This is a genomic window from Inquilinus limosus (assembly GCF_002195995.1).
In the GTDB taxonomy this organism is placed as follows: domain Bacteria; phylum Pseudomonadota; class Alphaproteobacteria; order DSM-16000; family Inquilinaceae; genus Inquilinus; species Inquilinus limosus_C.
The window spans coordinates 28768-54732 of sequence record NZ_NHON01000035.1; the positions used below are offsets into that span (position 1 = coordinate 28768).

20 protein-coding genes and 1 other RNA gene are annotated in these 25965 nt (G+C 69.3%); 10 read left to right on the top strand and 11 right to left on the bottom strand.

What is annotated here, in order from left to right:
• Positions 1-36: 36 nt before the first annotated feature.
• Both BWR60_RS18885 and miaA read right to left on the bottom strand, forming a co-directional pair.
• Positions 37-1809: an acetolactate synthase 3 large subunit gene (locus tag BWR60_RS18885; RefSeq protein WP_088152578.1), complete on the bottom strand. Its 1773-nt coding sequence runs from the start codon at positions 1807-1809 to the stop codon at positions 37-39.
• Between the two features lie 91 nt (positions 1810-1900).
• Positions 1901-2851 (bottom strand): tRNA (adenosine(37)-N6)-dimethylallyltransferase MiaA, encoded by a 951-nt coding sequence (gene miaA, locus BWR60_RS18890; RefSeq protein ID WP_088152579.1) that lies wholly within the window; start codon positions 2849-2851, stop codon positions 1901-1903.
• Between the two features lie 87 nt (positions 2852-2938).
• Here miaA and serB point away from each other — a divergent pair, with 87 nt between their 5' ends.
• Positions 2939-3838 carry a phosphoserine phosphatase SerB gene (serB, locus tag BWR60_RS18895; protein WP_088152580.1) on the top strand — a complete coding sequence of 300 codons (900 nt, stop codon included), beginning with the start codon at positions 2939-2941 and terminating at the stop codon, positions 3836-3838.
• A gap of 2 nt (positions 3839-3840) precedes the next feature.
• Entirely contained in the window at positions 3841-5379 is a 1539-nt protein-coding gene (murJ, locus tag BWR60_RS18900) for a murein biosynthesis integral membrane protein MurJ (RefSeq protein WP_088152581.1), read from the top strand.
• A gap of 136 nt (positions 5380-5515) precedes the next feature.
• On the opposite strand, the gene BWR60_RS18905 is transcribed toward murJ, so the two are convergent.
• From BWR60_RS18905 to hflK, 3 genes are all read right to left on the bottom strand, one after another.
• The gene (locus tag BWR60_RS18905) at positions 5516-6961 is read right to left on the bottom strand and encodes a DegQ family serine endoprotease (protein WP_088152604.1); all 1446 of its coding nucleotides are present in this window, start codon (positions 6959-6961) and stop codon (positions 5516-5518) included.
• Positions 6962-7155: 194 nt separating this feature from the next.
• On the bottom strand, positions 7156-8142 hold the full coding sequence (hflC, locus tag BWR60_RS18910; protein WP_088152582.1) for a protease modulator HflC: 987 nt from the start codon (positions 8140-8142) through the stop codon (positions 7156-7158).
• Position 8143: 1 nt separating this feature from the next.
• Complete coding sequence (gene hflK, locus BWR60_RS18915) at positions 8144-9322, bottom strand: FtsH protease activity modulator HflK (RefSeq protein ID WP_343216412.1); 1179 nt, start codon at positions 9320-9322, stop codon at positions 8144-8146.
• A gap of 84 nt (positions 9323-9406) precedes the next feature.
• On the opposite strand from hflK, the gene apbC reads away from it, so the two are divergent.
• Together apbC and BWR60_RS18925 are read left to right on the top strand one after the other, a co-directional pair.
• On the top strand, positions 9407-10564 hold the full coding sequence (gene apbC, locus BWR60_RS18920; protein WP_179221836.1) for an iron-sulfur cluster carrier protein ApbC: 1158 nt from the start codon (positions 9407-9409) through the stop codon (positions 10562-10564).
• A gap of 100 nt (positions 10565-10664) precedes the next feature.
• A complete protein-coding gene (locus BWR60_RS18925) occupies positions 10665-10997 on the top strand; it encodes a hypothetical protein (protein WP_088152584.1) in 333 nt (110 codons plus the stop codon).
• Between the two features lie 40 nt (positions 10998-11037).
• On the opposite strand, the gene BWR60_RS18930 is transcribed toward BWR60_RS18925, so the two are convergent.
• Positions 11038-14745: a hypothetical protein gene (locus tag BWR60_RS18930; protein WP_088152585.1), complete on the bottom strand. Its 3708-nt coding sequence runs from the start codon at positions 14743-14745 to the stop codon at positions 11038-11040.
• Positions 14746-14957: 212 nt separating this feature from the next.
• Here BWR60_RS18930 and BWR60_RS18935 point away from each other — a divergent pair, with 212 nt between their 5' ends.
• Entirely contained in the window at positions 14958-16127 is a 1170-nt protein-coding gene (locus BWR60_RS18935; RefSeq protein WP_088152586.1) for a hypothetical protein, read from the top strand.
• Between the two features lie 25 nt (positions 16128-16152).
• Here BWR60_RS18935 and thyX read toward each other — a convergent pair whose 3' ends face one another.
• A complete protein-coding gene (gene thyX / locus BWR60_RS18940) occupies positions 16153-17094 on the bottom strand; it encodes an FAD-dependent thymidylate synthase (RefSeq protein ID WP_088152587.1) in 942 nt (313 codons plus the stop codon).
• 190 nt (positions 17095-17284) lie between these two features.
• Between thyX and BWR60_RS18945 the strand changes: the two genes are divergently transcribed.
• The 3 genes from BWR60_RS18945 (at position 17285) to BWR60_RS18955 (ending at position 20570) form a co-directional block, all read left to right on the top strand.
• Complete coding sequence (locus BWR60_RS18945) at positions 17285-19621, top strand: S8 family serine peptidase (protein ID WP_088152588.1); 2337 nt, start codon at positions 17285-17287, stop codon at positions 19619-19621.
• Positions 19622-19640: 19 nt separating this feature from the next.
• Positions 19641-19991: a transfer-messenger RNA gene (ssrA, locus tag BWR60_RS18950) on the top strand.
• Positions 19992-20078: 87 nt separating this feature from the next.
• A complete protein-coding gene (locus BWR60_RS18955) occupies positions 20079-20570 on the top strand; it encodes an SspB family protein (RefSeq protein ID WP_230983101.1) in 492 nt (163 codons plus the stop codon).
• A gap of 94 nt (positions 20571-20664) precedes the next feature.
• On the opposite strand, the gene BWR60_RS18960 is transcribed toward BWR60_RS18955, so the two are convergent.
• Together BWR60_RS18960 and def are read right to left on the bottom strand one after the other, a co-directional pair.
• Positions 20665-21372 carry a COQ9 family protein gene (locus tag BWR60_RS18960; protein WP_088152589.1) on the bottom strand — a complete coding sequence of 236 codons (708 nt, stop codon included), beginning with the start codon at positions 21370-21372 and terminating at the stop codon, positions 20665-20667.
• 11 nt (positions 21373-21383) lie between these two features.
• A complete protein-coding gene (def, locus tag BWR60_RS18965; protein WP_088152590.1) occupies positions 21384-21917 on the bottom strand; it encodes a peptide deformylase in 534 nt (177 codons plus the stop codon).
• A 136-nt stretch (positions 21918-22053) separates the two neighbouring features.
• On the opposite strand from def, the gene rpsU reads away from it, so the two are divergent.
• Positions 22054-22257, top strand: coding sequence for a 30S ribosomal protein S21 (gene rpsU, locus BWR60_RS18970; protein ID WP_026873525.1), 204 nt, complete (start codon positions 22054-22056; stop codon positions 22255-22257).
• A 198-nt stretch (positions 22258-22455) separates the two neighbouring features.
• On the top strand, positions 22456-23577 hold the full coding sequence (gene ald, locus BWR60_RS18975; protein ID WP_088152591.1) for an alanine dehydrogenase: 1122 nt from the start codon (positions 22456-22458) through the stop codon (positions 23575-23577).
• A 54-nt stretch (positions 23578-23631) separates the two neighbouring features.
• Here the strand turns inward: ald and BWR60_RS18980 are convergent, their stop codons facing one another.
• Positions 23632-24906 carry a hydroxyacid-oxoacid transhydrogenase gene (locus tag BWR60_RS18980; protein WP_230983102.1) on the bottom strand — a complete coding sequence of 425 codons (1275 nt, stop codon included), beginning with the start codon at positions 24904-24906 and terminating at the stop codon, positions 23632-23634.
• A 29-nt stretch (positions 24907-24935) separates the two neighbouring features.
• Positions 24936-25892 (bottom strand): nucleoside hydrolase, encoded by a 957-nt coding sequence (locus tag BWR60_RS18985; protein ID WP_088152593.1) that lies wholly within the window; start codon positions 25890-25892, stop codon positions 24936-24938.
• Positions 25893-25965 lie beyond the last annotated feature (73 nt).

The following is a 25965-nucleotide window of genomic DNA, read 5'->3' on the forward strand; positions in this document are numbered from 1 at the left end:
GGGGGGACGGCCGCGGCGAGCGGCGTCGTCCGCGCCTTATACGAGCACCATCCCCTCCTCCGAGGTCGGCTTGGCGGCCTGGTCGGCCGGGCCCAGCAGGATCTCGTTATGGGCCGCGCCGCCCGGGATCATCGGGAAGCAGTTCTCCATCTTGGAGACCTGCATGTCGACCACCACCGGCCCCTTGATCCGCAGCATCTCGCGGATCACATCGTCGGCCTCGCCCATGTTGGTGGCCCGCAGCCCGGTCAGGCCAAAGGCCTCGGCCAGCTTGACGAAGTCCGGCAGCGCCTCCGAATAGCTCTCGGAGTAGCGCTCGCCATGCAGCAGCTCCTGCCACTGCCGCACCATGCCCATCCAGAAATTGTTGACGATGAAGATCTTCACCGGCAGCCGGTACTGGGCGATGGTCGACAGCTCCTGGATGTTCATCAGCGTCGACGCCTCGCCGCCGACATCGATCACCAGGGCGTCCGGATGGGCGATCTGCACCCCGACCGCGGCCGGCAGGCCGTAGCCCATGGTGCCGAGCCCGCCCGAGGTCATCCAGCGGTTCGGCTTCTGGAACGGGATCAGCTGCGCCGCCCACATCTGGTGCTGGCCGACCTCGGTGGTGATGTAGACGTCGTCACGGTCGGCGGTCAACTCGGCCAAGCGCTTGATCGCGTATTGCGGCTTGATGATCGCGTCATGCGACTTGTCCTGGCTGAACTGCAGGCAGTTGCGCGCCTGCCACTCCTTGATCTTGCCCCACCAGCCGGCGATCGCCTTCTCGCGGGACTTGTGGCCGCGCTGCTTCCACAGCTCGACCATCGCCCGGATCACGCGGCCGGCGTCACCGACGATCGGCAGGTCGACATGGACGTTCTTGTTGATCGAGGACGGGTCGATGTCGACATGGATCTTGGTCGACCCCGGCGAGAAGGCGCTGATCTTGCCGGTGACGCGGTCGTCGAAGCGCGATCCCAGCGCCACCATCAGGTCGGCGCCGTGCATCGCCAGATTGGCCTCGTAGGTGCCGTGCATGCCGACCATGCCCAGGAACCGCGGGTCCGAGGCCGGCAGGGCGCCGAGGCCCAGCAGGGTCGAGGTGCAGGGGAAGCCGGTCAGCTCGACCAGCTCGCGCAGCGCCGCCGACGCCTCCGGCCCGGCATTGATGATGCCGCCGCCGGTATAGAGGATCGGCCGCTCGGCCTTGGCCATCAGCTCGACCGCCCGCTCGATCAGCTCCGCGTCCGGCTCGGTCCGCGGCCGGTAGGTGCGGTGCTCGACATGCTCGGGCGGGGTGTAGACGCCGTCGGCGAACTGCACGTCCTTCGGCAGGTCGATCACCACCGGGCCGGGCCGGCCGCTGCGGGCGACGTAGAACGCCTCGTGCACGATGCGGGCGACGTGGTTGGCGTCCTTCACCAGGTAGTTGTGCTTGGTGCAGGGCCGGGTGATGCCGGTGGTGTCGGCCTCCTGGAACGCGTCGTTGCCGATCAGATGGGTCGGCACCTGCCCGGTCAGGCAGACGATGGGAATCGAATCCATCAGCGCGTCGGTCAGGCCGGTGACCGCGTTGGTCGCGCCGGGGCCGGAGGTTACGAGGACGACGCCGACCTTGCCGGTCGAGCGGGCATAGCCTTCCGCTGCGTGCACCGCCGCCTGTTCGTGCCGGACCAGGATGTGGCGGATCGCGTTCTGCTTGAAGATCGCGTCGTAGATCGGAAGGACAGCTCCGCCCGGATATCCGAAGATAACCTCTACGCCCTGGTCCCGAAGGGCACGCAGGACGATTTCGGCTCCGGTCAGCGTTTCTGTCGACATGGTAACCTCGGTTTGCGGCCCCCTCCGGGCCGCGACGTTCAACGTTGGGGATCAACGAGGGTCGGCAAGCTAGACGGCGGAATCCGACAGGTCAATCGGAATTGCGAAGAAAAGACAAAGTTTCAGCTGCAATTTTTTCCGAATATTGCGCGACGGCGACATGGCTGCGTTGCACCCTTGCGCCCGGGGCCGGGATCTGGTGGCGGAACCAGGTGGTCTGGCGCTTGGCCAGGTTGCGCGTCGCCTGCTGGGCCCGGGCGATCGCGGCCTCCAGCTCGATCTCGCCGCGCAGATGCGCCGCCAGCTCCGGCACCCCGACCGCCTTCATCGCCGGCAGGTCAGGGTCCAGGCCAAGCGCCAATAGCGCCCGCGCCTCCTCCAGCGCACCGGCGGCGATCATGGTGCGGAAGCGGCCGTCGCAGGCGGCGTAGAGGACGTCGCGCGGCGGCGCCAGCACGATCCAGTCGAACACCATGCCGGGCGGCGGGCCAGACCCGGCCTCGAGCTGCCAGTCGGCCAGCGAGCGGTTGGTGGCGACCATCACCTCCCAAGCCCGGATCATCCGCTGGCTGTCGCCGGGGGCCAGGCGCTGGGCCATCTTCGGGTCCCAGCGCATCAGCTCGGCATGGAACGCCTCGCCGCCCAGGGTCTCGTGCAGCTCGACCGTGGCGCGGCGGATCTCCTCCGGCACCGGCGGCACCGGGCTCAACCCCTCGGTCAGGGCGCGGAGATAGAGGCCGGTGCCGCCGACCACGATCGGGCGCCTGCCGGCCTTCCGCGCCAGGCCGATCTCGGCCAGCGCCATGTCGCACCAGGCGGCGGCGGAGCAGCGCGTGGAGGCCGGCAGCACGCCGTAGAGGCGATGCGGCGCCCGCGCCAGGTCGGCCGGGCCCGGCCGGGCGGTCAGGATCGACAGCTCGGCATAGACCTGCATGCTGTCGGCGTTGATCACGACGCCGTCCAGCGCCCCGGCCAGGTCCAGCGCCAGCGCCGACTTGCCGCTGGCCGTCGGCCCGCCGACGATGATGACGCTGTCGGTCATGCCCCTGCCCCGCCGCCTTTCGCGCATAGACAGGTACCGCCGCGCTGCGGCATAGACGGTCGCCTGTGCTGGGAGCTGCGCCGCGCCATGGATCTCGTCCTCACCCTCACCACCGCCCCGGATCACCCGGCCCTCGACGACGCCCTGACCCGCCATGTGCGCAACGCGCTGGCGATCGCCGGCGGAACGCCGGGCGCGGTCGACTGGCTGGCGCCGGGCGTCGCCTGCGATATCGCATTCGCGGCAGCCGATGCCAAGGCGGCGCAGGCGGCGGCGCGGCTGTCCCTGGCCGGCCAGCCGGTCGATGCCAATGTCGTGCCGGCCCTGGGGCGCCGCAAGCGGCTGCTGGTGGCCGACATGGACGCCACCATCGTCGAGGCCGAGACGCTCGACGAGCTGGCCGCCCTGGCCGGCGTCGCCGACCGGGTGGTGCCGATCACCGAGCGGGCGATGCGCGGCGAGATCAATTTCCGCGAGGCGGTGGTCGAGCGCGTGGCCCTGCTGGAGGGCCAGCCCCGGTCGATCATCGACCGCGCCCTGGCCGATCTGCGCTACACCCCCGGCGGCCGCACCCTGGTGGCGACGATGCGGGCGAACGGCGCCTATTGCGCCCTGGTCTCCGGCGGCTTCGACGCCTTCACCGGCCCGGTGGCCGCCGCGGTCGGCTTCGACCGGTCGGAGGGCAACCACCTGATCGAGGCCGAGGGCCGCCTGACCGGGCGGGTGCGCGAGCCGATCCTGGGCAAGGACGCCAAGCGCGCCCTGCTGATCGAGATGGCCGAGGCCCGCGGCATCGGCCTGGACGCGACGGTGACGGTCGGCGACGGCGCCAATGACATCCCGATGCTGCAGGCCGCCGGCCTGGGCGTCGGCTTCCGGGCCAAGCCTCTGGTGCGGGAATCGGTGCCGGTGTCGATCGCCCATGGCGACCTCACCGCCCTGCTCTACCTGCAGGGCTATCGCGCGGCGGAGTTCGTGGCGGCCTAGGCGTGTACCGCAAGATCGCCTCCGTCGGCGGGCTGACGCTCGCCAGCCGCGTGCTCGGCCTGGTGCGCGACCAGATCATCGCCGCGGTGCTGGGAGCCGGGCCGGTGGCCGACGCCTTCTTCCTGGCCAACCGGCTGCCGAACCACTTCCGGTCGCTGTTCGCCGAGGGCGCGTTCAACGTTGCCTTCCTGCCGACCTTCACCACCACGCTGCAGCGCGAGGGCAAGGCCAGGGCGCTGCAGCTGGCCGAGCAGGTGCAGGCGATCCTGCTGGCTGTGCTGCTGGTGGTGCTGGTCGCGGCCCTGGCCGCCATGCCCTGGCTGATCTCGGTGATGGAGCCGGGCGGCGCCACGGCGGCGCAGACCGACCTGAAGGTCGAGCTGACCCGGATCACCTTCCCCTATCTGCTGTTCATGTCGCTGGTGTCGCTGCAGGGCGGCGTGCTGAACGGCCTCGGCCGGTTCGGCGCCGCCGCGGCCGCGCCGATCCTCCTGAACCTGTTCATGATCGGCGCGGTGCTGGGGCTGACGCCGTTCCTGCCCACCGCCGGCCATGCCCTGGCCTGGGGCGTGTTCCTGTCCGGCATCGCCCAGTTCCTGTACCTGGAATGGGACATGCGGCGGGCCGGCGCCTCGCTGCGGCTGGTGTGGCCGGAGCTGTCGCCCGGGGTGCGCAAGTTCTTTCGGGCGCTGGGGCCGGCGACGCTGGGCGCCGGCATGGCCCAGATCAGCGTCTTCGCCGACACCATCATCGCCCAGGCGCTGCCGACCGGCGCCCAGTCCTACCTGAACTATGCCGACCGGCTGAACCAGCTGCCGCTGGGCGTCATCGGCCTCGCCGTCGGCACCGTGCTGCTGCCGGAGGTGACGCGCCGCCTGGCCGCCGACGACCATGAGGGCGCGCTGGCCAGCCAGAACCGGGCGATCGAGCTGACGCTGGCCCTGACCCTGCCCTTCGCCATCGCCTTCCTGGTGGCGGCGGAGCCGATCCTGGCGGCGATGTTCGAGCGCGGGCGGTTCACCGCCATCGACAGCCACCAGTCGGCCCTGACCCTGACCGCCTACGCCTTCGGCCTGCCCGCCGTGGTGCTGGTGCGCTGCCTGCTGCCCGGCTTCTATGCCCGCGGCGACACGGCGACGCCGGTCAAGATCGCGGTCGCCACCGTGGCGCTGAATGTCGGGCTGAAGATCGCGCTGATGGATTCGCTGTCCCAGGTCGGCCTGGCCGTCGGCACCTCGGCCGGGGTGTGGCTGAACATCATCCTGCTGGCCTGGGTGCTGCACCGGCGCGGCCATTTCCAGCTCGACCCCGCGGCCCGGCGGCGGCTGCCGCGCATGGTCGTGGCCGGGCTGGTGATGGCGGCGGCGCTGTGGGGCCTGCTGGTGCTGGCAGCACCGGGTCTCGCCGGCCGCTCCAACCTGCTGGCGATCGCCACCGCGCTGGCGGTGCTGGCCGTGGCCGGCCTGGTCTACCTCGCCGCCCTGTTCGGCCTCGGCGCCCTGCGGCGCGAGGATCTGCGGCGGCTGCGGCGACGGGGATAGGCGGCGGGCCGAGTTCAGATCATATCGGGCCATGCCGATCCGGCGGCACCAAGAAACCTGATCTCAATAGCCTGCCGGCCAAAGAAAAAGGCGCCGTCCACCGACGGCGCCTTCTTCATCGGAATACCAGTCCGCCTCAGCCCGGCCCGACCGGCAGGGCGATGAAGCGCAGGTCGCCGCCGCTCTCGACCAGCAGCAGCACGGACTTCCGGCCGCCGTCGCGGGCCTCGGTCACCTTCTTGGCGACGTCGCCGGGGTTCGCCACCTCGGCCTGGCCGACCTCGACGATCACGTCGCCGGCCTTCAGCCCCTTCTCGGCGGCCTGCGACCCGCTGGTAACGGCGGTGACCACGACGCCCTTCTGGTCGTCGGCCAGCGAGTACTGCTTCTTCAGCGCGTCGGTCAGCGCCGACAGCGTCACGCCGAGGGCGTCGAGCTCCTGCGGCTTGGTGGCGTCGGGCTTGCTGTCCGGCGTGTCGGAGGCCAGCAGGCCGGACTGCTCGGCGGCTTCGAGCTCGCCCAGCGTCACCGGCAGGTCCTTGCGCGCGCCCTTGCGCCAGACCGTGACCGAGACCTGCTTGTCGACCGGCGTGTCGGCGACCACGCGCGGCAGGCGCCGGCTCTCGGTGATCGGCTTGCCGTCGAACTGCAGGATGACGTCGCCGGTCTCGATCCCGGCCTTGGCGCCCGGGCCGCCATCGGTGACCCCGGCCACCAGCGCGCCTTCCGGCTTCTCGAGCCCCAGGCTCTCGGCGATCTCCGGCGTCACCGACTGGATCCGGACGCCGAGCCAGCCGCGCTTGGTGCGCCCGAACTCGATGATCTGGTCGACCACGCCGCGGGCCAGGGCCGACGGGATGGCGAAGCCGATGCCGACCGACCCGCCCGAGGGCGAGTAGATGGCGGTGTTGATGCCGATCACCCGTCCGTCCATGTTGAACATCGGGCCGCCCGAATTGCCGCGGTTGATGGCGGCGTCGGTCTGCAGGAAGTCGTCATACGGGCCGGCGTTGATCTCACGCGACCGCGCCGAGATGATGCCGGCCGTGACCGTGCCGCCGAGGCCGAACGGGTTGCCGATCGCCAGCACCCAGTCGCCGACCCGCATCCCGTCGCTGTCGCCGAACTCGACGAAGGGCAGCTTCTTGTCGGTCTCGACCTTCAGCACCGCCAGGTCGGTCTTGTCGTCGCGGCCGATCAGCTTGGCCTCGAGGCTGGTGTTGTCGTGCAGGACGACCGTGATCTCCTCGGCGCCCTCGATCACATGGTAGTTGGTGACGATGTAGCCATTGTCCCGGACGATGAAGCCGGAGCCCAGCGCCGTGGCGTTGTGCGGCCGCGGCCGGTCACCCTGGCCCTGGCCGCGCCGGTTGAAGAAGTCGCGGAAGAACTCGTCGAACGGCGATCCCGGCGGGAATTGCGGCATCTCCGGCAGGTCCTGGCCGTCCTGGACCTTCTGGGTGGTCGAGATGTTGACCACCGCTGGCACCAGCCTCTCGGCCAGGTCGGCGAAGCTGTCGGGCGCCGGCGCGGCGCGGGCCACCCCTGACGCCAGGACGGCGGCCATCAGCATGGCCGTCATGACCAGCACCGTCGTGGCCCAGCGCAGCAGGGCAGTCTCTCCCACGGCGCGGGCGACGGCGACGGGGCCGGTCGGGCGGCGGGCAATCGGTCTGGTCACGAACGCTCTCCCTCGCTCAAAGCACGACGCCGGCCCCATTCGGGAGGCCGGCGTCGGTCATCATACACCCGATCGTGGCGAGAAACGGGCCTGCATCATCCCGGGTTCCCCGGTGTCGCGGGCACCGGCTGCGCCGGAACCTCGGGCACCGCCGGCGCGGGGGACGGCGCCGGGCTGGGGCCCGATGGGGTCTGCTGGGTCACCGCCGGCACCAGGCCGCGGCCGGTGGCGTCGTTGAAGTACTTGAAGAAGTCGCCCTTCGGCGACAACACCAGGGTGGTGCCGCTCGCCCCCAGCGCAGTCCGGTAGGCTTCCAGGCTGCGGTAGAAGGAGAAGAACTGCGGGTCGGCGCCATAGGCGTCGGCCTGCACCTTGATGGCGTCGGCGTCGCCCTGGCCGCGCAGTTCCTGCGCCTTGCGCTCCGCCTCGGCCAGGAGGACGGTGCGCTCGCGGTCGGCGCTCGACTTGATCTGCGCCGAGTACTCGGCACCCTGGGCGCGGTACTGCGCCGCCTCGCGCTCACGCTCGGAGCGCATGCGGTCATAGACCGACTGTACGGTGCCCTCGGGCACGTCGGCGCGGACGATGCGGACGTCGACGACCTCGATGCCCAGCGGCTTGGCGTTGGCCTCGACGCTGTCGCGGATCGACCGCATGATCGGCCCGCGCTGCTCCGACAGCACGTCGAGCTGGTTGTAGTTGCCGAGCACGTTGCGCAGCGCGTTGTTGACGAAGCCGCTGATGCGGGTGCTGGCGGTGGCCTCGTTCCGCACCGACTGAAAGAACAGCAGCGGATCGGCGATCCGGTAGCGGGCATAGCTGTCGACGTCGAGGCGACGCTGGTCGGACAGGATCACCTGCTCGACCGGCGGGTCCACGTCCAGCACGCGCTTCTCGTAGAACTGCACGTTCTGGACGACCGGCAGCTTCAGCTTCAGCCCGGGTTCGGATTCGATCTTCACCACCTCGCCGAACTGCAGGACCAGCGCCTGCTCGTTCTGGCCGACGGTGTAGAGGGAATCGACCAGCACCAGGCCGACGACGACGATGGCTGCGCCGAGGGCGGCAAGCTTGGCGTTCATGTTACTGCCCTCCCCGCTGGGCCGGAGCCGCGGCCGGCTTGTTGATCAGCTCGTTCAGCGGCAGGTAGGGCAGCACGCCCTGGCCGCCGACGGCGTCGTCGATCAGGATCTTGTTCGAACCCTTCAGCACGCTCTCCAGCGTCTCCAGATAGAAGCGCTCGGCCGTGATCTCCGGCGCCGCGCGATAGGACTGCAGCACCGAGGTGAAGCGGGCCGTGTCGCCCTGGGCCTTGGCCACCACCTGCTCGCGATAGGCCTCGGCCTCCTGCACCACCCGCGCGGCGTCGCCTCGGGCGCGCGGCACGATGTCGTTGCGGTAGGTCTCGGCATCGTTGCGCAGCCGGTCCTGGTCCTGGCGGGCGCGCTGCACGTCGTCGAAGGCGTCGATCACCTGCTGCGGCGGCGCCACCTTCTGCAGCTGCACCTGGTCGATCACCACGCCGGCCCCGGGGCGGCCAGGGGTGCCGTAGCTGTCCAGCGTCGCCTGCAGCAGGCGCCGGGCGTCCTGCTCGATCCGGCCGCGCGCCTCATTCAGCGCCGGCTGGATCTCGGTGCGGCCGATCACCTCGCGCATCGCGCTCTCCGCCGCCACCTTCACCGTGGCGTCGGCGTTCTTGATGTTGAACAGGTAGGCGACCGGGTCGGAGATGCGCCACAGCACGACGAAATCGATGTCGATGATGTTCTCGTCGCCGGTCAGCATCTGGCTTTCATCCGGCACGTCGCGGGGGCTGGCCCGTCCCTCGCCGCTGCTGAAGCCGATCTCGATCCGGTTCTGCGTCGTCACCGACGGCTTGGTCACCGTCTCGATCGGTGCCGGCAGGTGATAGCGCAGGCCGGGCTGCTCGGTCCTGACATAGGCGCCGAATCGCTGGACCACGCCCAACTCGTCCGGCTGCACCCGGTAGATGCCGGTCAGCAGCCAGCCGATGATGATCACCACGATGGCGACCAGGATGCCGCGGCCGCCGCCGAAGCCCTTGGGCATGACCTGGCGGAACCGGTCCTGGCCGCGCCGGATCATGTCCTCGATATCGGCCTGGCTGGGACCGCTGCCGCGACCCCAGGGATTCTGTCCGCCGCCTTGCGGTGATCCGCCCCACGGTCCGCCACCGCCGCCACCACCGCCTTGATTACTCCACGGCATCCAGTTCCCTTCCCCCGTCGACCGCCCTGTCATCCCGGGCGCCGGATGCTATATCTCGGCGCGACGGGCAGCAAATGTGGAGCCTGTCATATTGGACAAAGGGCAGGAAGTTCAACCATGGCAAACGGCCGGGCGATGGTCACAGAAGCCGCAGTGCGCGCGGCTCTCGGCACAGTGAGGGACGAGGAGCGCGGCGGCGATCTCGTCGGCCTCGGCATGATCTCCGGCCTCACGCTGCGCGACGGCCATGTTCTGTTCTCGATCGAGGTCGATCCCCAGCGCGGCCCGGCCCTGGAGCCGCTGCGCCAGGCCGCGGAAAAGGCCGTGAGCGCGATCCCGGGCGTGCTGTCGGTGACCGCGGTCCTGACCGCGCATCGCGGCGCCGGCCCGTCGGCCCCCGCCACGGCCGCGCCGGCCGCTGCGCCTAGCGCTACGCCCAGGGCCGCCGCCCCGGGTGGGGCACAAAGCCGCAAGCTGCCGGTGGCCGGCATCGGCTCGATCATCGCCGTCGCCTCGGGCAAGGGCGGCGTCGGCAAGTCGACCACCGCGGTCAACCTCGCCCTTGGCTTGGTCGCCAACGGCCTCAAGGTCGGGCTGCTCGATGCCGACATCTACGGCCCGTCGATGCCGCGGATGACCGGCATCACCGGCAAGCCCAACTCGCCCGACGGCAAGAGCCTGGACCCGAAGGAGAATTACGGGCTGAAGGTGATGTCGATCGGCTTCCTGATCGACGAGGAGACGCCGATGATCTGGCGCGGCCCGATGGTGCAGTCGGCGCTGTCGCAGATGCTGCGCGACGTCAACTGGGGCCAGCTCGACGTGCTGGTGGTCGACATGCCGCCGGGCACCGGCGACGCCCAGCTGACCATGGCGCAGCAGGTGCCGCTGGCCGGCGCCGTGATCGTGTCGACGCCGCAGGACATCGCCCTGCTGGATGCCCGCAAGGGCCTGAACATGTTCCGCAAGGTCGATGTCCCGGTGCTCGGAATCATCGAGAATATGAGCTATTTCTGCTGCCCGAATTGCGGCCACCGCACCGACATCTTCAGCCATGGCGGCGCGCGGGCCGAGGCGGAGAAGCTGGGCTGCGATTTCCTGGGCGAGATCCCGCTCGACATCGCCATCCGCGAGACCTCGGATTCCGGGCAACCGATCGTGGTCTCGGCGCCGGACAGCGCGCATGCCGAGGCCTATCGCGGCATCGCCGCCCGGGTGTGGGACAAGCTGCGCTCCGGCGCCGGCCCGGCCGCGCCCCGGATCGTGATCGAGTGACCGGTCACGACGTCACCACCTCGCCACAAATCGATCCGATAACGAGCGCGATTGCGGCACCGGGAGAAGGCCCGGTGCCAGCCCTCGGAGTGGGAGAGTAATGCGACGTTTCTGCCGGATCGCGGTCCTCGCCGCGGCCGCAGCCGGGGTGCCGGCGGCGGCGCTGGCCCAGGCCTTGCCGGATTCGGTCGAGATCCAGAATCGGCGCAGCGCCGCGATCGAGGACCTGCGCGTCTCGCCCGATTTCGAGAGTTCCTGGGGCTACAACCGGCTGCGCGCATCGCCGCTGGCGCCCGGCGCCTCCGCCCGGATCCCGACCGAGGACCTGCGCGGCGGCTGCTATTTCGACGTCAAGGTGCGCCAGAATGACGGCGCCGAGGCCGAATACTGGAGCCTCAACCTGTGCAGCCGGCCCGTGATCGACCTGGACTGATCGATCACGGGTGACCGGCTCCGGTTGACCGGACGGCCGGTCAGGGCGCGCCGCCGGCTTGGTTCTGCTGGGTCCACAGCGGCATCGGCGTGCCCGACGCCGCTACGCCGACCGGCTTGGCCTGCCCCTCGAGGAAATCGCGGATCACCTGAGCCGTCTCCGGCGTCGTCAGGGTCTCGTTGCCGAGCTTCGGCAGCACGTTCCGCCGGAACTCCACGAGGGCCTCCTGCTGCTGCCGGGTCGTCGGCAGGCCGTGCAGGTCCTTCAGATACTGCTTCATCGCGTGGACGCCGCCCTCGGGGAACAGCACGCCCTGGCCCTGCTCCGACCATGTCAGGAAGGTGTCGAGCCAGCCCGGGACCGGCAACTGCTTCACCGACCCATCGGCCGCTGTATAGGTCTGGACGGTCGTCTCGCTCTTCCGCACCGCGCTGGAGACACCGCGCGGCGTCTGCTTCGACACGCCCGGGGGATCGATCTTGACCTGGCCGCGGAACTCCAGCGACAGGTCGAAGGGAATGACCCGCTGCAGCCAGGGAACGACCGTCTTCAGCGAGCTCAGCGCGGTCTGCAGCTTGAACGATCCCGTGAACCGCGTCGCCTCCGCCACGAAGGAGGCGTTCGGCCCGGCGAGCCGCCGGTACAGGTTGACCTTGGACGGTACCGCGCGCACCAGCGGCGTCGTGCCCTCGTCCCCACCCAGCGATTTCGGCAGGACGCCCGTCACGGGATCCGGCAACCCGTTATTCGCCGCCTTCCGCGCCCGGTATGCGGCATTGGAGACCGCCTGGTCGGGATTGGGCAGGCTGTCCGGCAGGCCGGGAATGCTCTCGGTCGGGAAGCGGTCATTGAAGATGAAGTCGGCATTGGCCGCATCGGGATGCCACGTGTATTTCCTGCCGGTCAGCAGGTCGACATGCTGCTCGGCATATTTGCCGGTGACGGCCGACAGGCGCATGCCGCTCTTCCGGCCGGGCACGTAGGACACCGCGCGGGTGGGATCGATCTTCCCATCCCCGACCAGGTCGTGGACGGTCGCGAGATCCGGCTCGGAGTCCAGCAGCAGTTGCCTGGTCGCGTCGTCCACCACGATGCGGGTCCGCATCGACACCCGCTCATAGGTGCCCTTCATGTTGTCCCAGGCCTGCTCGGAGACCTTGGTGCCCTTCGGGATGGTGACGGTGATGTTGTCCTCCGGCCGCCGCTCGCCGCCGACGCGCCAGACCTTGTTCAGCACGGGGATGAAATTGGTCCAGGCGCGCGGCCGCACGCCGACCTTCTGTTCCTCCATCAGCTTGGTGAAGGTCATGTCCTGCGGCAGCGTGACGAAGGCGCCGACGGGAGCGTCCTGACCGGCGACGGTGCCGAACAGGTCCATCTCGCCCGGATGGAGCGTCACCTGCTGGGCGTCCGGCAGCATCCCGCTCCAGCTCAGCTCCATCACCGTTCCGGGCAGCACCTCGCCGTTCTCGTCCCGTGGCGCGCCGACGTCGCGCACCTTCTGCAGCGTCGGCATGAAATCGGCCTTGACCTCGGCAGGGTCGGTCCCGAGCACGAGGTCGTGGCCCTTCCCCACCACGGTCGACCCCTTGATCTGGAGGACCGTCTGGTCGGAGGCGGGCAGCAGCCCGGCCTCCTTCCCCGTGATGTTGCGGTACTCGCGCGGCCGCTGCGACACCGTCAGCTCCTTGCCCAGCGTCAGCCGCAGCGGCTTGGTCGAGCCCATCACCAGGCTGTCCATGACGGACTGGCCCATCGCCCTGATGTTCATCTTGGAGCTGACGGCCCCGCCGAAGGACGCCAGGGTCGGCTGGCCGCCCTTCGGGGCGCCGTCGACCAGGCTGGTGACCGGATCCGGATTGCCGAGGATCCGGATCTGGGCGCCCAGGCGGAACTCCGGGATCTTGCCCTGCCAGCCCCACAGGCTCGGGATCGTGTCCTTGTCCCGCATCCCGCCATTGGCCTGCAGCATGTCGCGCCGGTCGGCGACCCGCTGCATCATCTGCGGGTGCAGGGCGAGGTTCTGGGCGGTGCCCGGCACCGCCCCCATCGCCGCCGAGATCGCCTCGTCACGGTTCATGTGACGGCCTTCGGTCAGCTGCGCCACCAGCTCGGCGCCACCGAGATTGCTGACCACGTCATTGCCGAACTGCGCGGTGACCCCGAGCCGCGAGAGCTGGGTCGAGCTGGCCGCCGTCTGCTGCACCGTCTGCGACGCGCCCTGCTGCGTCGCCTGGGTGGTTCCGGCCGAGGCGGTGCTGACCACGCGCTGCACCGGGATGGCGCCCGAGACCGCGCCGGTCACCGGAGCCGTGGTCAGGTAAATGCCCTGGGTCTTGGCGGAGTTCAGCATCTGCTGCCCGCCCTCGGCAGTGAACAGCTTGTTGTCGAAGGCCAGCCGCGTGGCGTCGGTGGCGAGCTGGCCGGTGCCGTTCACCACCTGCCCGACCGTGCCCGCGGCCGATGTGGCCACGACCCGCGTGCCCAGCGCCGGCAGCGCCGTGCTGGCGAGGCGGGAGGTCACGGCGGCGCTGACCTTCAGGCCGGCGGTGGTCGCCCCGGCGGTGCTGATCGACGACACCGCGTCGATCGCGGTGTCCTTCAGCACCGCCTTGGTGTGGTCCCAGCTGACGCCCCAGCCGTCGCCCTTGTCGCCGTCGAGGTTGGCCGCATCCATGCCGAAGCCGATCAGCGAGGTGTGGCCGTCGGCGTACATGTCCTTGCCCTGGACCACGGCGCTGACGTCGCCGACGGTGTCGATCAGCTGATAGGTGCCGAATCCCGCGGCGAAGCCGGCCACGACGTTGCCGCCGGTCGCTGCCGTGGTGATGATGCCGACAGTCGTGGCTGCCACGACCCGGCCGACCTCGCCAATCGTGTCCCAGGTCTTATCGCTGTCCTCCATGTCCTTGGCATGGTCCTGGAACTCCTGGTCGAAGTTGCCGAGGACGGCGGTCAGCTTCTGCTGGTACTGCGCGTCCGGCAGCCCGGTGTCGTTGGCCTTCAGCTCCTTCACGTCGTCGAGCTTGTCCTGGAGGAAGTCCTCGAACTTCTCGCCCGCGCTCTTGCCCGGCGTGATCCAGCCCCAGCCCTTGCGGACGAAGCTCTGGTCGCCAAGCTTGTGCTTGACCTGGTCGAGATTGCCCTGCAGCGCGTTGATCGTCTGGTCGAGCGCCTTGTCCCGCGACTGCTTCTGGACCTCGCCGTCGACCTGGGTCAGCGCCTGCTGCGTCTCCTGCGACAGCCGGTCGGTACCGACGGCCCAGCTGTTGAGCGCCTGCAGCTTGGCCTGCTGGTCGGCGGTGAGGTCGAGCTTGCCGTCGGCATTAAGATGGACAGTCTGGCGCAGCTCGCCGGCGATCGCCGATTGCACCGCATCCCAGTTGTGCTGGCTGTCGGCCGAGCTCGGGTCGTGCTCACGGTCATAGGCGAGCGCGGTGTCGATCACCGATTCCGTCTGGGCGCTGACCGGCGACGGCCCCTGCTGGAAATAGATCTCGCCGGGATAGATGGTGTTCGGGTCCGGGAACTGGCCATTGTTGGCGACACCGTCGGGCCCGACCAGACGCTCGAGCGCGTCGCCGGGGCGCACCTCGCCCGCCGTCTCGTAGCCATGCGATTCGGGCGGGCGCCCCTCCGCCGAGGCGCGGGCGGCCAGGGCCCGGCGGACGGCCGCCTGGAAGTCGGGATCGGTGCCGGGCCGGACCGGATTGACCGGACGTGAGTTGCGCTCGATCGGCTTCAGCATGACGTCCCGCCGCCCTTCGTTGACCGGTTGGTAAACCTAGGGACATTGCGTGACGGCGTTATTTCATTTGTATGACAAAGAGGACGGAGCGCATTTTATGTGATTTTATTCCCACAAATCCTAAACGATTGAGATCTTCACCGAACGGTCATCTTTCCGGAGAGGTCCGTCGCCTATGGTGCCGCCCCCGGATGGAGAGGACGGAGGCCGGAATGGCGATCGAGGTCGACAAGGACGGACGCATGGTCAAGGTCGAGAACGGCGTCACGACCTACGTCCCGACCGGGCAGCAGCAGCAATGGCAGGCGGCGGTCCAGGCCGCGATGCAGCGCAACGGCACCACCGACGCCTCGAACATGCGGTTCCTGATCGCCGAGCCCGGCGATTCGCAGTGGACGATGTCGCACCAGGTCGGCTCTCCCTGGAGCGAGATGACCGCCTCCAACAACTTCGCGAATGACGATTTGATCCTCGTCGGCGAGGCCGTCGCCGTGCCCGCCCCCACCCCGGAGGGCGCCGCCGCCCTGGGTCCCGAGGGACGCGATGCCTTCGCCCAGAGCATCGAGACCCGCGCCAACCATGCCGCGAACGCCGATTCCGGCACGGCCATGCAGCAATGGGACGGGATCAACGCCGATATCGGGACCTATCTGAAGTCGGTGCCGCAGGACGATTTCGTCCAGGCCACCTTCGACCTCGTCGGCTACGACTATGCCGCCGAGGGTTCGGCCCATGCTCGCAGCTTCGTGGTCGACCAGGCCCTCGACGCGCTGGGCAGCGACAAGGGCGCGCAGCAGCAGATGGTCGACCAGCTGCTGGCGCAGAAATGGCCGGTCAACGGCGACGACATCAAGCAGGACGTCACGCAGGCCGCCCAGAAGCGCGGCCTGAAAACCGCGTCCGCGCAGGCCCCGGCCCAGACCCAGGCGCCGGCCGATCCCCGGCTGACCGCGATCCAGACCGCCGCCGACTGCGGCGACCGCGGCCAGCTCCGGGCACAGATCTCGAATTTCATCGGGCAGGTGAACGGCGCCGACAACGCCGCCGCCTTCAAGGCGCTGACCGGCCACGACTGGGGCAAGTCCTCCCCCGCGGTCATGGAGGAGCTGTACAACGCGGTCGTGCAGAACCTGAACCATCCGACGCCGGCCGCCGTCGCCCAGGGCGGCCAGGATCCCGTGCCCGGGAACAAGCGCCAGTACATCAAGAACTATCTCGCGGCCCTGGACCCGCGTTGCCTGGACTTGCCCCAGGAGCAGAGGCAGTACCGCGAGCAGCTCGGCGCGGCCGACAAGCTATCGCAGCAGACATGGGACAACCCGGACTACACCAAGCCCGAGGTCAAGCAGGCGCGCGCCGAGTTCGGCCTGCCGGAGAAATGAGCGGAGCTTTCGGCCGGGCGGCGCGTCAGGCCGGCCGGCCCAGCACCGCCATCAGCTCACGCCATTCGCGCGGGCTGAGGCCGCTGTCCGGCTGGGCCACCGCCTCGCCCGCCAGCATGCGGCGCAGCACGGCGAGGCCGGGCGCCGAGATCGTCGCGGCGTTCATGCGGTAGTCGCGGAACGCCCGGGACGTCAGCGGCACCCAGCGCTCCATCGCGTCCACCATCACGTCGGCATAGGCGCGGATCTCGTACTGCGCGTGTGAATCAGCCCGCAGCCTCAGGAAATTCATGAGGTTGAGCAGGTCGGTCTTCCAGTACCACTGGGTGTAGGTGTTCAGCGTCAGGTTCATCCGCGCCAGCTCGCGCGCCAGGCCCTGGCGGGAAGGGTCGACCGGCTCGGCGCCGTCGATCTCCTCGTTCAGCATCCAGGCATAGTCGCGCCAGCAGCGCTCGGCATCCTCGCGCAGCAGGTCCATCACACGCGACGCTTCCTCGCCCTCCAGCACCCCGGCGCGCCCCTGGCGGTTGCTGCTGGACTGGGCCGCCAGATGCTCCGGCGCCGGCAGGTAGAACTCCCGGTCGAGGATCGAGTAGCGGGCGGAATACTCGTTCACGTTGGCGGTGCGGTGCCGGATCCATTGCCGGGCGACGAAGATCGGCAGCTTCACATGGTACTTGATCTCGCACATCTCGAAGGGCGTGCTGTGCCAGTGCCGCATCAGGTAGCGGATCAGCCCCTCATCCTCCGACACCTTCTTGGTGCCGCGGCCGTAGGAGACGCGAGCCGCCTGCACCACCGCCGAATCGTCGCCCATATAGTCGATCACCCGCACGAAGCCGTGGTCGAGCACGGGCAGCGGCTCGAACAGGATCTCCTCCAGCGCCGGCACCGTGGCGCGGCGGGTGGTGAAGGTGGCGGAGCGGATCTGGTCCAGCTCGGCGCGCTGGTCGGCGGTGATCGTCATGGGGCCAGGTTTCTTTCAAGGAAGACCCAGATAGTGTAGCCGCGCCGGGGTCAGGGACCAAGGCTGGTGTGTCGGGGCGCTCAAGCCCTGGGCCGCAGCAGGCCGAAGACACAAGGCAATTGCACCGCGGAACAGCCGCATTTCCCTGCTATGGTCGTGTCATTCCATTTCCATTGCAGGATATTTCGTCATGCCGGCTCCGACAGATCCGCTTTACGCCCAGCAATGGCATCTGACCGGCCAATGGGGCATCCATCTCGGCAATATCTGGGACGAGTATACCGGCGCCGGTGTCGTCGTCGCGGTGCACGACCAGGGCATCGACTTCAGCCATTCCGACCTGAACGACAACATCGACAGCGCCCACAGCTTCAACGCTTCGACCGGCGGTTCCGGCGGCGCGCCGGTGACGGCCGACGACAATCACGGCACCGCCGTGGCCGGCATCATCGCCGCCGAGCGCAACGGCACGGGCGTGGTCGGCGTCGCCTATGGCGCGACGCTGCAGTCCTACTACGACCCGCTGTTCTTCAACACGTTGCAGACCGCGGTGGTGAACGCGCGCAACTATGCCGCGACCCATGCCGACGTGCTCAACAACAGCTGGGGCTTCGGCAACGCCTTCTTCGACGACCCGAACTCGGCCTTCCTCGACAATTTCGCGGAGTCCGACTGGGCCGCCGCCCGGGCGGCCACCATCAACGCGGCCACCAACGGGCGCGGCGGGCTCGGCACGATCATCGTCCAGGCCGCCGGCAACGCCCATGACTATGGCGACGACACCAACCTGCACAGCTTTCAGAACAACCGCTGGACCATCACCGTCGGCGCCACCAACCAGGACGGCACCATCTCCGACTACTCGACGCCGGGCGCCTCGATCCTGATCGGCGCGCCGGGCAGCCCGAGCACCGGCACCATCGTCACCACCGACCGCGTCGGCGGCAACGGCTATGCCGCGGGGGACTATACCACCAGCTTCAACGGCACCTCGGCCGCGACGCCGATGGTGTCCGGCGTCGTCGCCCTGATGCTCGAGGCCAATCCGCATCTCGGCTGGCGCGACGTGCAGGAGATCCTGGCCTACACCGCCCGTTCCGCCGCGCCGGGCGCGGCCACCGACCAGACCAATGGCGCGACCAACTGGAACGGCGGCGGGCTGACGGTCAATCACGACATTGGCTTCGGCCTGATCGACGCCCATGCCGCGGTGCGCCTGGCCGAGAGTTGGGGCGGCCCGGCCCATACCAGCGCCAACGAGACCAGCGTCTCCGCCTCGGCCTCGCCAGGTCTCGCCATCCCCGACGGCAGCACCGCCGGCGTCACCACCAGCCTGACGATCGGCACGGGCATCGAGATCGACCGGGTCGAAGTGACGCTGAACCTCAGCCACACCTGGATCGGCGACCTGCAGATCGTCCTGACCTCGCCGGACGGCACCGACAGCGTCCTCGTCAACCGGCCGGGGCTGAGCGAAAACGCCGTCGATGGTTCGAGCCAGGACAACATCGCCTTCACCTTCAGCACCGTGCAGGATTGGGGTGAATTCGGCCAAGGCGTGTGGTCTCTGACGGTCCGCGACCTGGTCGCCGGCGACACCGGGGTGCTGAACTCCTGGAGCCTGCACCTCTACGGCGATGCCGCCAGCCCCGACGACACCTATGTCTATACGGACGAATTCGCGACCGTCGGTGCCGCCGCGTCGCGCCAGACGCTGAGCGATACCGGCGGCAGCGACACCATCAACGGCGCCGCGCTGACCGCGGCCGCGGTGATCGACCTTCTGCATTCCACAGCCACCATTGCCGGCCGCCATCTCGCCATCGCCGCCGGCACCATCATCGAGAACGTGGTCGGCGGCGACGGCAACGACACGATCACCGCCGGCAGCGGGGCGAATCAACTTGCGGGCGGTCATGGCAACGACGTGCTCCGCGGCGAAGGCGGCGCCGACCGGCTGGACGGCGGCGCCGGCACCGACACGGCCAGCTATTACAACAGCTCCAGCGGCGTGCTGGCCAATCTGGTCAGCGGCGCCGGCAACGGCGGAACGGCCCAGGGCGACATCCTGATCAGCATCGAGAATCTGTCCGGCAGCCAGGGCAATGACAGCCTGGTCGGGAATAGCGGGACCAATGTGCTCCAGGGCTGGAACGGCAATGACGTGCTCACTGGCGCCGGCGGCCAGGACACGCTGTCCGGCGGCGCGGGCGCCGACCGCTTCGTCTACGGCTCGACAACGCAGAGCCCGGTCGGCGCAAGGTCCGACCTGATCACCGATTTCAGCCACGCCCAGAGCGACCGTGTGGATCTCTCGGCGATCGATGCCGACACCGGTATGACAGGCAACCAGGCCTTCAGCTTCATCGGCTCGGCCCTCTACGGCCACCATGCCGGCGAGTTGCGCTTCGCCCAGTCCGGCGGACTTACCACCATCGCCGGCGACATCAATGGCGACGGCGTCTCGGACTTCCACATCCGCCTGACCGGCGCGATCGCGCTGGTCGTCGCCGATTTCGTTCTGTGACGGGCCGATGACGGTTTCGACCCTTCCATCCGCGCCGCCGAGCCCCTATCTTAGGGGTGTCGGGCAACCGACTATGACGATAAACGCCTTTTGGAATAGACGCTGCGGACCCGGGGGCGGTACCCGGCGCCTCCACCAAATCTCCGGTGTTGGACGGAGCATGGGGGCGAAATAGGATCGACGCGTGTAGTAAAGGGAAGGTTTTCGTCCGGCATGGTTCCGCCGTTATCGGGCCATTGCAATAGTTGCCAACGACAACTTTGCTGAGGTTCGCGCGGCTGCGTAAGCAGCTAAGCGTCCTCGATCAATCCCTCGGCGGTTAGCCCCGTCGAGGTGGGGCTTGGGGCACCCAGCAACAGAACGCCCCGCTTCACTCCCCCTTGGAATGTCGGACTTGGGCGGCCGGACGCCGCGCGTCTCCCTTTTCAACCCGCCGGCCCCGGTCTAGTGTGATCGGATGGACGACGAACTCCGATACGACCGCATGGTCGAATCCGCCCTGCGGGGCGTGGTCAGGGAAGCTTTGGCCCAGGTGGCCGAGAAGGGGCTGCCGGGTGACCACCACTTCTACCTGACCTTCGTGACCAATCATCGAGGGGTCGCGATTCCGGACTATCTGCGGCAGAAATACCCGCAGGAGATGACGATCGTCCTGCAACACCAGTTCTTCGGGCTGGAGGTGTGCGAGGACCGGTTCTCGGTCTCGCTCAGCTTCTCCAGCAAGACCGAGCGCCTGGTGATCCCGCTGGCCGCGATCACCACCTTCGCCGACCCGTCGGTCAACTTCGCCCTGCAGTTCCAGTCCGCGAAGGAGGGGGTGGAGGAGGAGGACGCCGACGCCGCCGAGGCGGCGGAGGAACCGGCGGAAGCCGACGCCAAGGTCGCGGCCGAAGCCGTGCCGGCCGATGGCGCCAAGGTCGTGGCGCTGGATGCGTTCCGGAAGAAATAACCCCTCGCGACATCACGCGTAGGTTGGGTTCGCTTTGCGAACTCAACGTCTCGACGCATCACGCTGTTGGGTTCGCTGTCGCGAACCCAACAACCTACGAAGCCGCCGCCCCGCGCCCCTCGCGCAGCCGGGCGGCCAGCCGGAACGGCGCCTCGGCCAGGTCGCCCAGCCGCTTCAGCCCGGAGATCTGGCGGCCGAAGGCCAGCACCTCGCCGATGCGGCGCTCGAGGAAGGCGTGCGTCGTCTCCTGCCCCTCCGACCGGTCGTCGAGCCAGACCAGCAGGGTCGAGGCGTAGACGCCGGCCAGCAGCCCGCGCTTGGTGTAGTAGTTGATGTCGGTCGACCGGTCGCCCGCCGCCCGCCACATCGCGTCGACGGTGCGGTGCAGCTGCTGCAGTCCGCGCCGCGACAGCGGCCGCAGCGCCCGCCGCGACAGGTCACGCCGGACCGCGTCGCGATAGGGCGCCAGCAGGCCCAGCCGCACCGTCACCGCCCGCGCGATCTTCTCGCGCACCCGCAGCCCGTCGAAGGCCTCGCCCTCCTCCGCCAACCGATCGAGCATCTCCCGGTCGGCCCAGTCGTGGAGATGGTCCGCCAGCGCCGCGATCCCACCGGGGAACAGGATGGCGGCCTCGTCGAGGCCGAATCCGGCATCCTCGGCGCCGAGCCGCAGCGCCTGCCGGGTCCAGCCGTCGAAGGCGACATGCGGCAGGACCGCCAGCAGCAGCGCGTCGCGACCGGCGGTCCGGTCACCATGGGGCTGGTCACCAGGGGGCCGATCGTTCGGGGTCGGGTCGGTCATGATGCGTCCCTTCAGGCTCGGTCGGCGAGATGGCGGGCCTCGGCGTCCAGCGCCAGGTCGGCCAGGTCGCGCAGCCGGTCGAGATACAGCACGCCGTCGAGATGGTCGACCTCGTGCTGCACCACGCGGGCGTGCAGCCCCTCCGCCTCGCGCTCGATCACCTCGCCGTCGAGGCCGAGGCCGCGATAGGCGATCCGGCGCCAGCGCGGCACCAGGCCGCGGAAGCCCGGGATCGACAGGCAGCCTTCCAGCCCCAGCGCCGTGTCGTCGCCCAGCGGCACGATCTCCGGATTGATCAGCACGGTCGGGGCCCCGGGCGCCGGCGGCTCGCCCTCCTCCTGCCGGCCCTGCGGCACCTCGAACACGATCAGCCGCAGCGGCCGATAGACCTGCGGCGCGGCCAGGCCGATGCCCGGCGCGTCCCGCATCGTCTCGATCATATCGGCGGCCAGCCGCGCGATCTCCGGGTCGAGCGGGTCCGTCACCGGCTCGGCGATATGGCGCAGCACAGGGTGCCCCATGCCGGTGATCTTCAACAGAGTCAAAGCCTTGTCTCCTGGCAAAACGGCCGGCCCTGATTCACCCCGGCTTGGCAAGAAAAAAGTGACATGATACAAGACATATTCTCACAACCCCTTGCGCCGGCAACCATTCCGGCGGCGAAAGGAGCTTTGACCGAACGTGCAGGTCCATGTCCGCGACAACAACGTCGATCAGGCGCTGCGGGCGCTGAAGAAGAAGATGCAGCGCGAAGGCATCTTCCGGGAGATGAAGCTTCGTCGCAACTATGAGAAACCGTCGGAGAAGCGGGCCCGCGAGCAGGCCGAGGCCGTGCGCCGCGCCCGCAAGATGCTGCGCAAGCGGCTCGAGCGCGAAGGCTTCTGACGACACCCGTCCGCCGCCGCCGCGGATGACTGACCGGATGACCGCCGGAGGCCCCGCCTCGCGGCGGTTTTGTCATTCCGTGCCATGGCAGGACGGCCCCGGCGCCGACAGGTGATGTCATTCCCCGCACGGCTGATGTAGGAATCGGGTAAGGCGCCGCCCGCAGGGCGGCCGCCGGCAACGAAACCCGGGGGAAACATGCTCATCGGCGTGCCGAAGGAAATCAAAACCCACGAGTACCGTGTCGGCCTGACCCCGAGCTCCGTCCGCGAGCTGGTCCATCACGGTCACAGCGTCATCGTCCAGACCAATGCCGGCGGCGGGATCGATTTCGGCGACGATCGCTACCGCGCCGCCGGGGCGGAGATCGTGTCCTCCGCCCAGGAGATCTTCGACCGCGCCGAGATGGTGGTGAAGGTCAAGGAGCCGCAGCCGGACGAATGCCGCATGCTGCGCCGCGGCCAGGTGCTGTTCACCTACCTCCATCTGGCGCCGGACCCGCGCCAGACCGAGCTGCTGATGAAGTCCGGCTGCGTCGCCATCGCCTATGAGACGGTCACCGATGCCCGCGGCGGCCTGCCGCTGCTGGCGCCGATGAGCGAGGTCGCCGGCCGGATGTCGATCCAGTGCGGCGCCCATTGCCTGGAGAAGATCCAGGGCGGCCGCGGCATGCTGCTGGGCGGCGTGCCGGGCGTGCCGGCGGCCAAGGTCGTCGTGCTGGGCGGCGGCGTGGTCGGCACCAATGCGGCGCGCATGGCGATGGGGCTGGAGGCCCATGTCACGGTGATCGACAAGTCGCTGCAGCGGCTGAAGGAGCTGGACCTGCAGTTCGGCGCCGAGCTGAACACCATCTACTCCACCGTCGACGCGATCGAGGAGCATGTCACCGGCGCCGATTTGGTGATCGGGGCGGTGCTGGTGCCGGGCGCCGCCGCGCCGCGGCTGGTGACCCGCGCCATGATCGCGAAGATGAAGCCCGGCTCGGTGGTGGTCGACGTCGCCATCGACCAGGGCGGCTGCTTCGAGACCTCGAAGCCGACCACCCATGACAACCCGACCTATGTGGTCGACGGGGTGGTGCATTACTGCGTCGCCAACATGCCGGGCGGCGTGGCGCGGACCTCGACCTTCGCGCTGAACAACGCCACCCTGCCCTTCGCCCTGGCTCTGGCCGACAAGGGTTATCGCCGCGCCTGCCTGGACGACCCGCATCTGCGCGAGGGGCTGAACGTCCATTCCGGCCAGGTCACCAACAAGCCGGTGGCCGAGGCGCTGGGCCTGAACTACGTGCCGACCGAGGTGGTGCTGCGCGCCGCCTGAGCCGTCGCCACGCATCATACGGGGCCGCCGGAGCGATCCGGCGGCCTTTCTCTTTCACCAATTCGCCAGCGACTCGCGCAGGATCCGCTCCAGGTCGGCCGGCCCGACCGGCTTCGGCGCGCCGACCAGCAGCCGCTGCTGCTTCAGCGCGCCCTCGACCAGGGCCGGAATGTCGGCCTCGCCATAGCCCAGCGCGGCGATGCCGCTCGGCGCCCCGACCTGCCGCATCAGCGCGATCAGCGCTTTCGGCAGGCTGTCCGGCCCCGGATCCCCGACCGGGCGGCCGGCCAGCAGCTCCGCCGCCCGAATGTGCTTCTCCGGCGCCGAATCGTAGGTGAAGCGGAACGCCGCCGGCGAGGTCACGATCACGGAAATGCCGTGCGGCACGAAGGCATGGTCGCGGCTGTAGCCCTCGGCCTGGAACACATGCTTCAGCCCGGCGATTGGATAGGCGCAGGCGTGCGGGATGTGCACCCCGGCGGTGCCGAAGCCGATCCCGGCCATGGTCGCGCCCAGCATCATCGTGCCGCGCGCCTCGAGGTCGTCGCCGCTGGCCACCGCCCGGGCCAGGTAGCGGCCGCCGAACTCGATCGCCCGCAGCGACCACAGATCGGCCACCGGGTTGCTGCCCTGATACGGCGGCCGGTCGTCCGGCGTGGCCGGGCGCGGCCGCGCGTCGAAGGGCTTGGAGATGTAGGATTCGACCGCGTGGCAGACCACGTCGAGCCCGGCCGAGGCGGTGACGCCGGCCGGGGTGGTGCGCGCCAGCTCCGGATCCACCAGCGCCAGGCTCGGGCGGATATGGCGGTGCGAGATGCCGGTCTTCAGCTTGAGGTCAGGGATGTCGAGGATGGCGACGGTCGTCGCCTCCGACCCCGAGCCCGAGGTGGTCGGCACCGCCACCAGCGGGAACAGCGGCCCCGGCGGCTTGCGGCCGCCGCCGATCGGCGCGTTGACATAGTCCATGATCGCGCCGCCATGGCGCTTGATCAGGTTGGCGACCTTGGCGGTGTCGATGGTCGACCCGCCGCCCAGCGCGACGAAGCCGTCGACCTCCGCGGCGAGCGCGACCTCGGCCGCCAGCTCCAGCGACTCCAGGGTCGGCTCGACCGCGATGCCCTCGAACCGGGTCACGCCGATGCCGCTGCGCTGGATGATGCCGATCACCCGGTCGACCAGCTTGAAATCGTGCAGCGCCGGGTCGGCGACGAGCAGCACGCGGGAGACGCCGAGGCGCTTCAGCTCCCAGCCCAGCTCCTCGACCGCGCCGGCGCCGAACTTCAGTGGCGCCGCCTCGATGGTGAAGATGCTCTCGAGCGCTTCGGTCACCTCATCCCCTCCCCGGCTGTCTGTCGGCCTCAGACCCGCTGCAGCGCCTGGTAGATCAGCTCGAAGAAGCCGTCGGCGTCGATGTCGCGCAGCACATGGCAGTTCTTCGGCTTCTTGTCCGGGCGGTTCCATTTCGCGGCCATGTCCCACCAGTCGACCACCGTCATGCCCAGCGTGTGCTCGCCCGCCAGCTCGACCGCCACATGGCAGTCGCGGCCGCCGAACAGCTCCGGCCGCAGCAGATAGGCGATGACGCAGGGGTCGTGCAGCGGGCCGCCGGCGGTGCCGTAGCGCTCCATGTCGAAGCGCTCGTAGAAATCCAGCATGCCGTGGACGCTCTTCGCCACCGGCGTGCCCAGCGCCGCCACCTTGTCCAGCCAGGCGCGGGAGATCAGCGCCTTGTGGGTGACGTCGAGCGGCACCATGGTCAGCTTGATGCCGCTGGTCAGCACCACATGCGCGGCATGCGGGTCGACATAGATGTTGAACTCGGCCGCCGGGGTGGTGTTGCCGCCCTCGAAGAAGCCGCCGCCCATGAACACGATCTCGCGGATCCGCGGCGCGATCTTCGGCTCGCGCACCAGCGCCGCGGCGATGTTGGTCAGCGGCCCCAGCGGGCACAGCGTGGTGGTGCCTTCCGGCGCCGCCATGATCGTGTCGACCAGCCAGTCGACCGCGTGGCCGGGAACCGGCCTGGTCGTGGGATCCGGCAGGCCGGAGCCGTCGAGGCCGGTCTTGCCGTGCACCGCCTCGGCGGTGACCAGCGGCCGCACCAGCGGGCGGATCGATCCCTGGACCACCGGGATGTCGGTGCGCCCGGCCAGCTCGCACAGCTTCAGCGCGTTGGCGGTGGTCAGGTGCAGCGGCACGTTGCCGGCCACGGTGGTCAGGCCGGCGATCTCCAGCTCCGGCGAGCCCATCGCCAGCAGGATGGCGATGGCGTCGTCCTGGCCCGGATCGGTGTCGATGATGATGCGCCTTGCCATCGCGGCCTCCCGTTTCGAAGTCTCAGGGAGGCTGGCTAGCACCGCGGCGCGGCGGCGTACAGGGGCTGCGGCG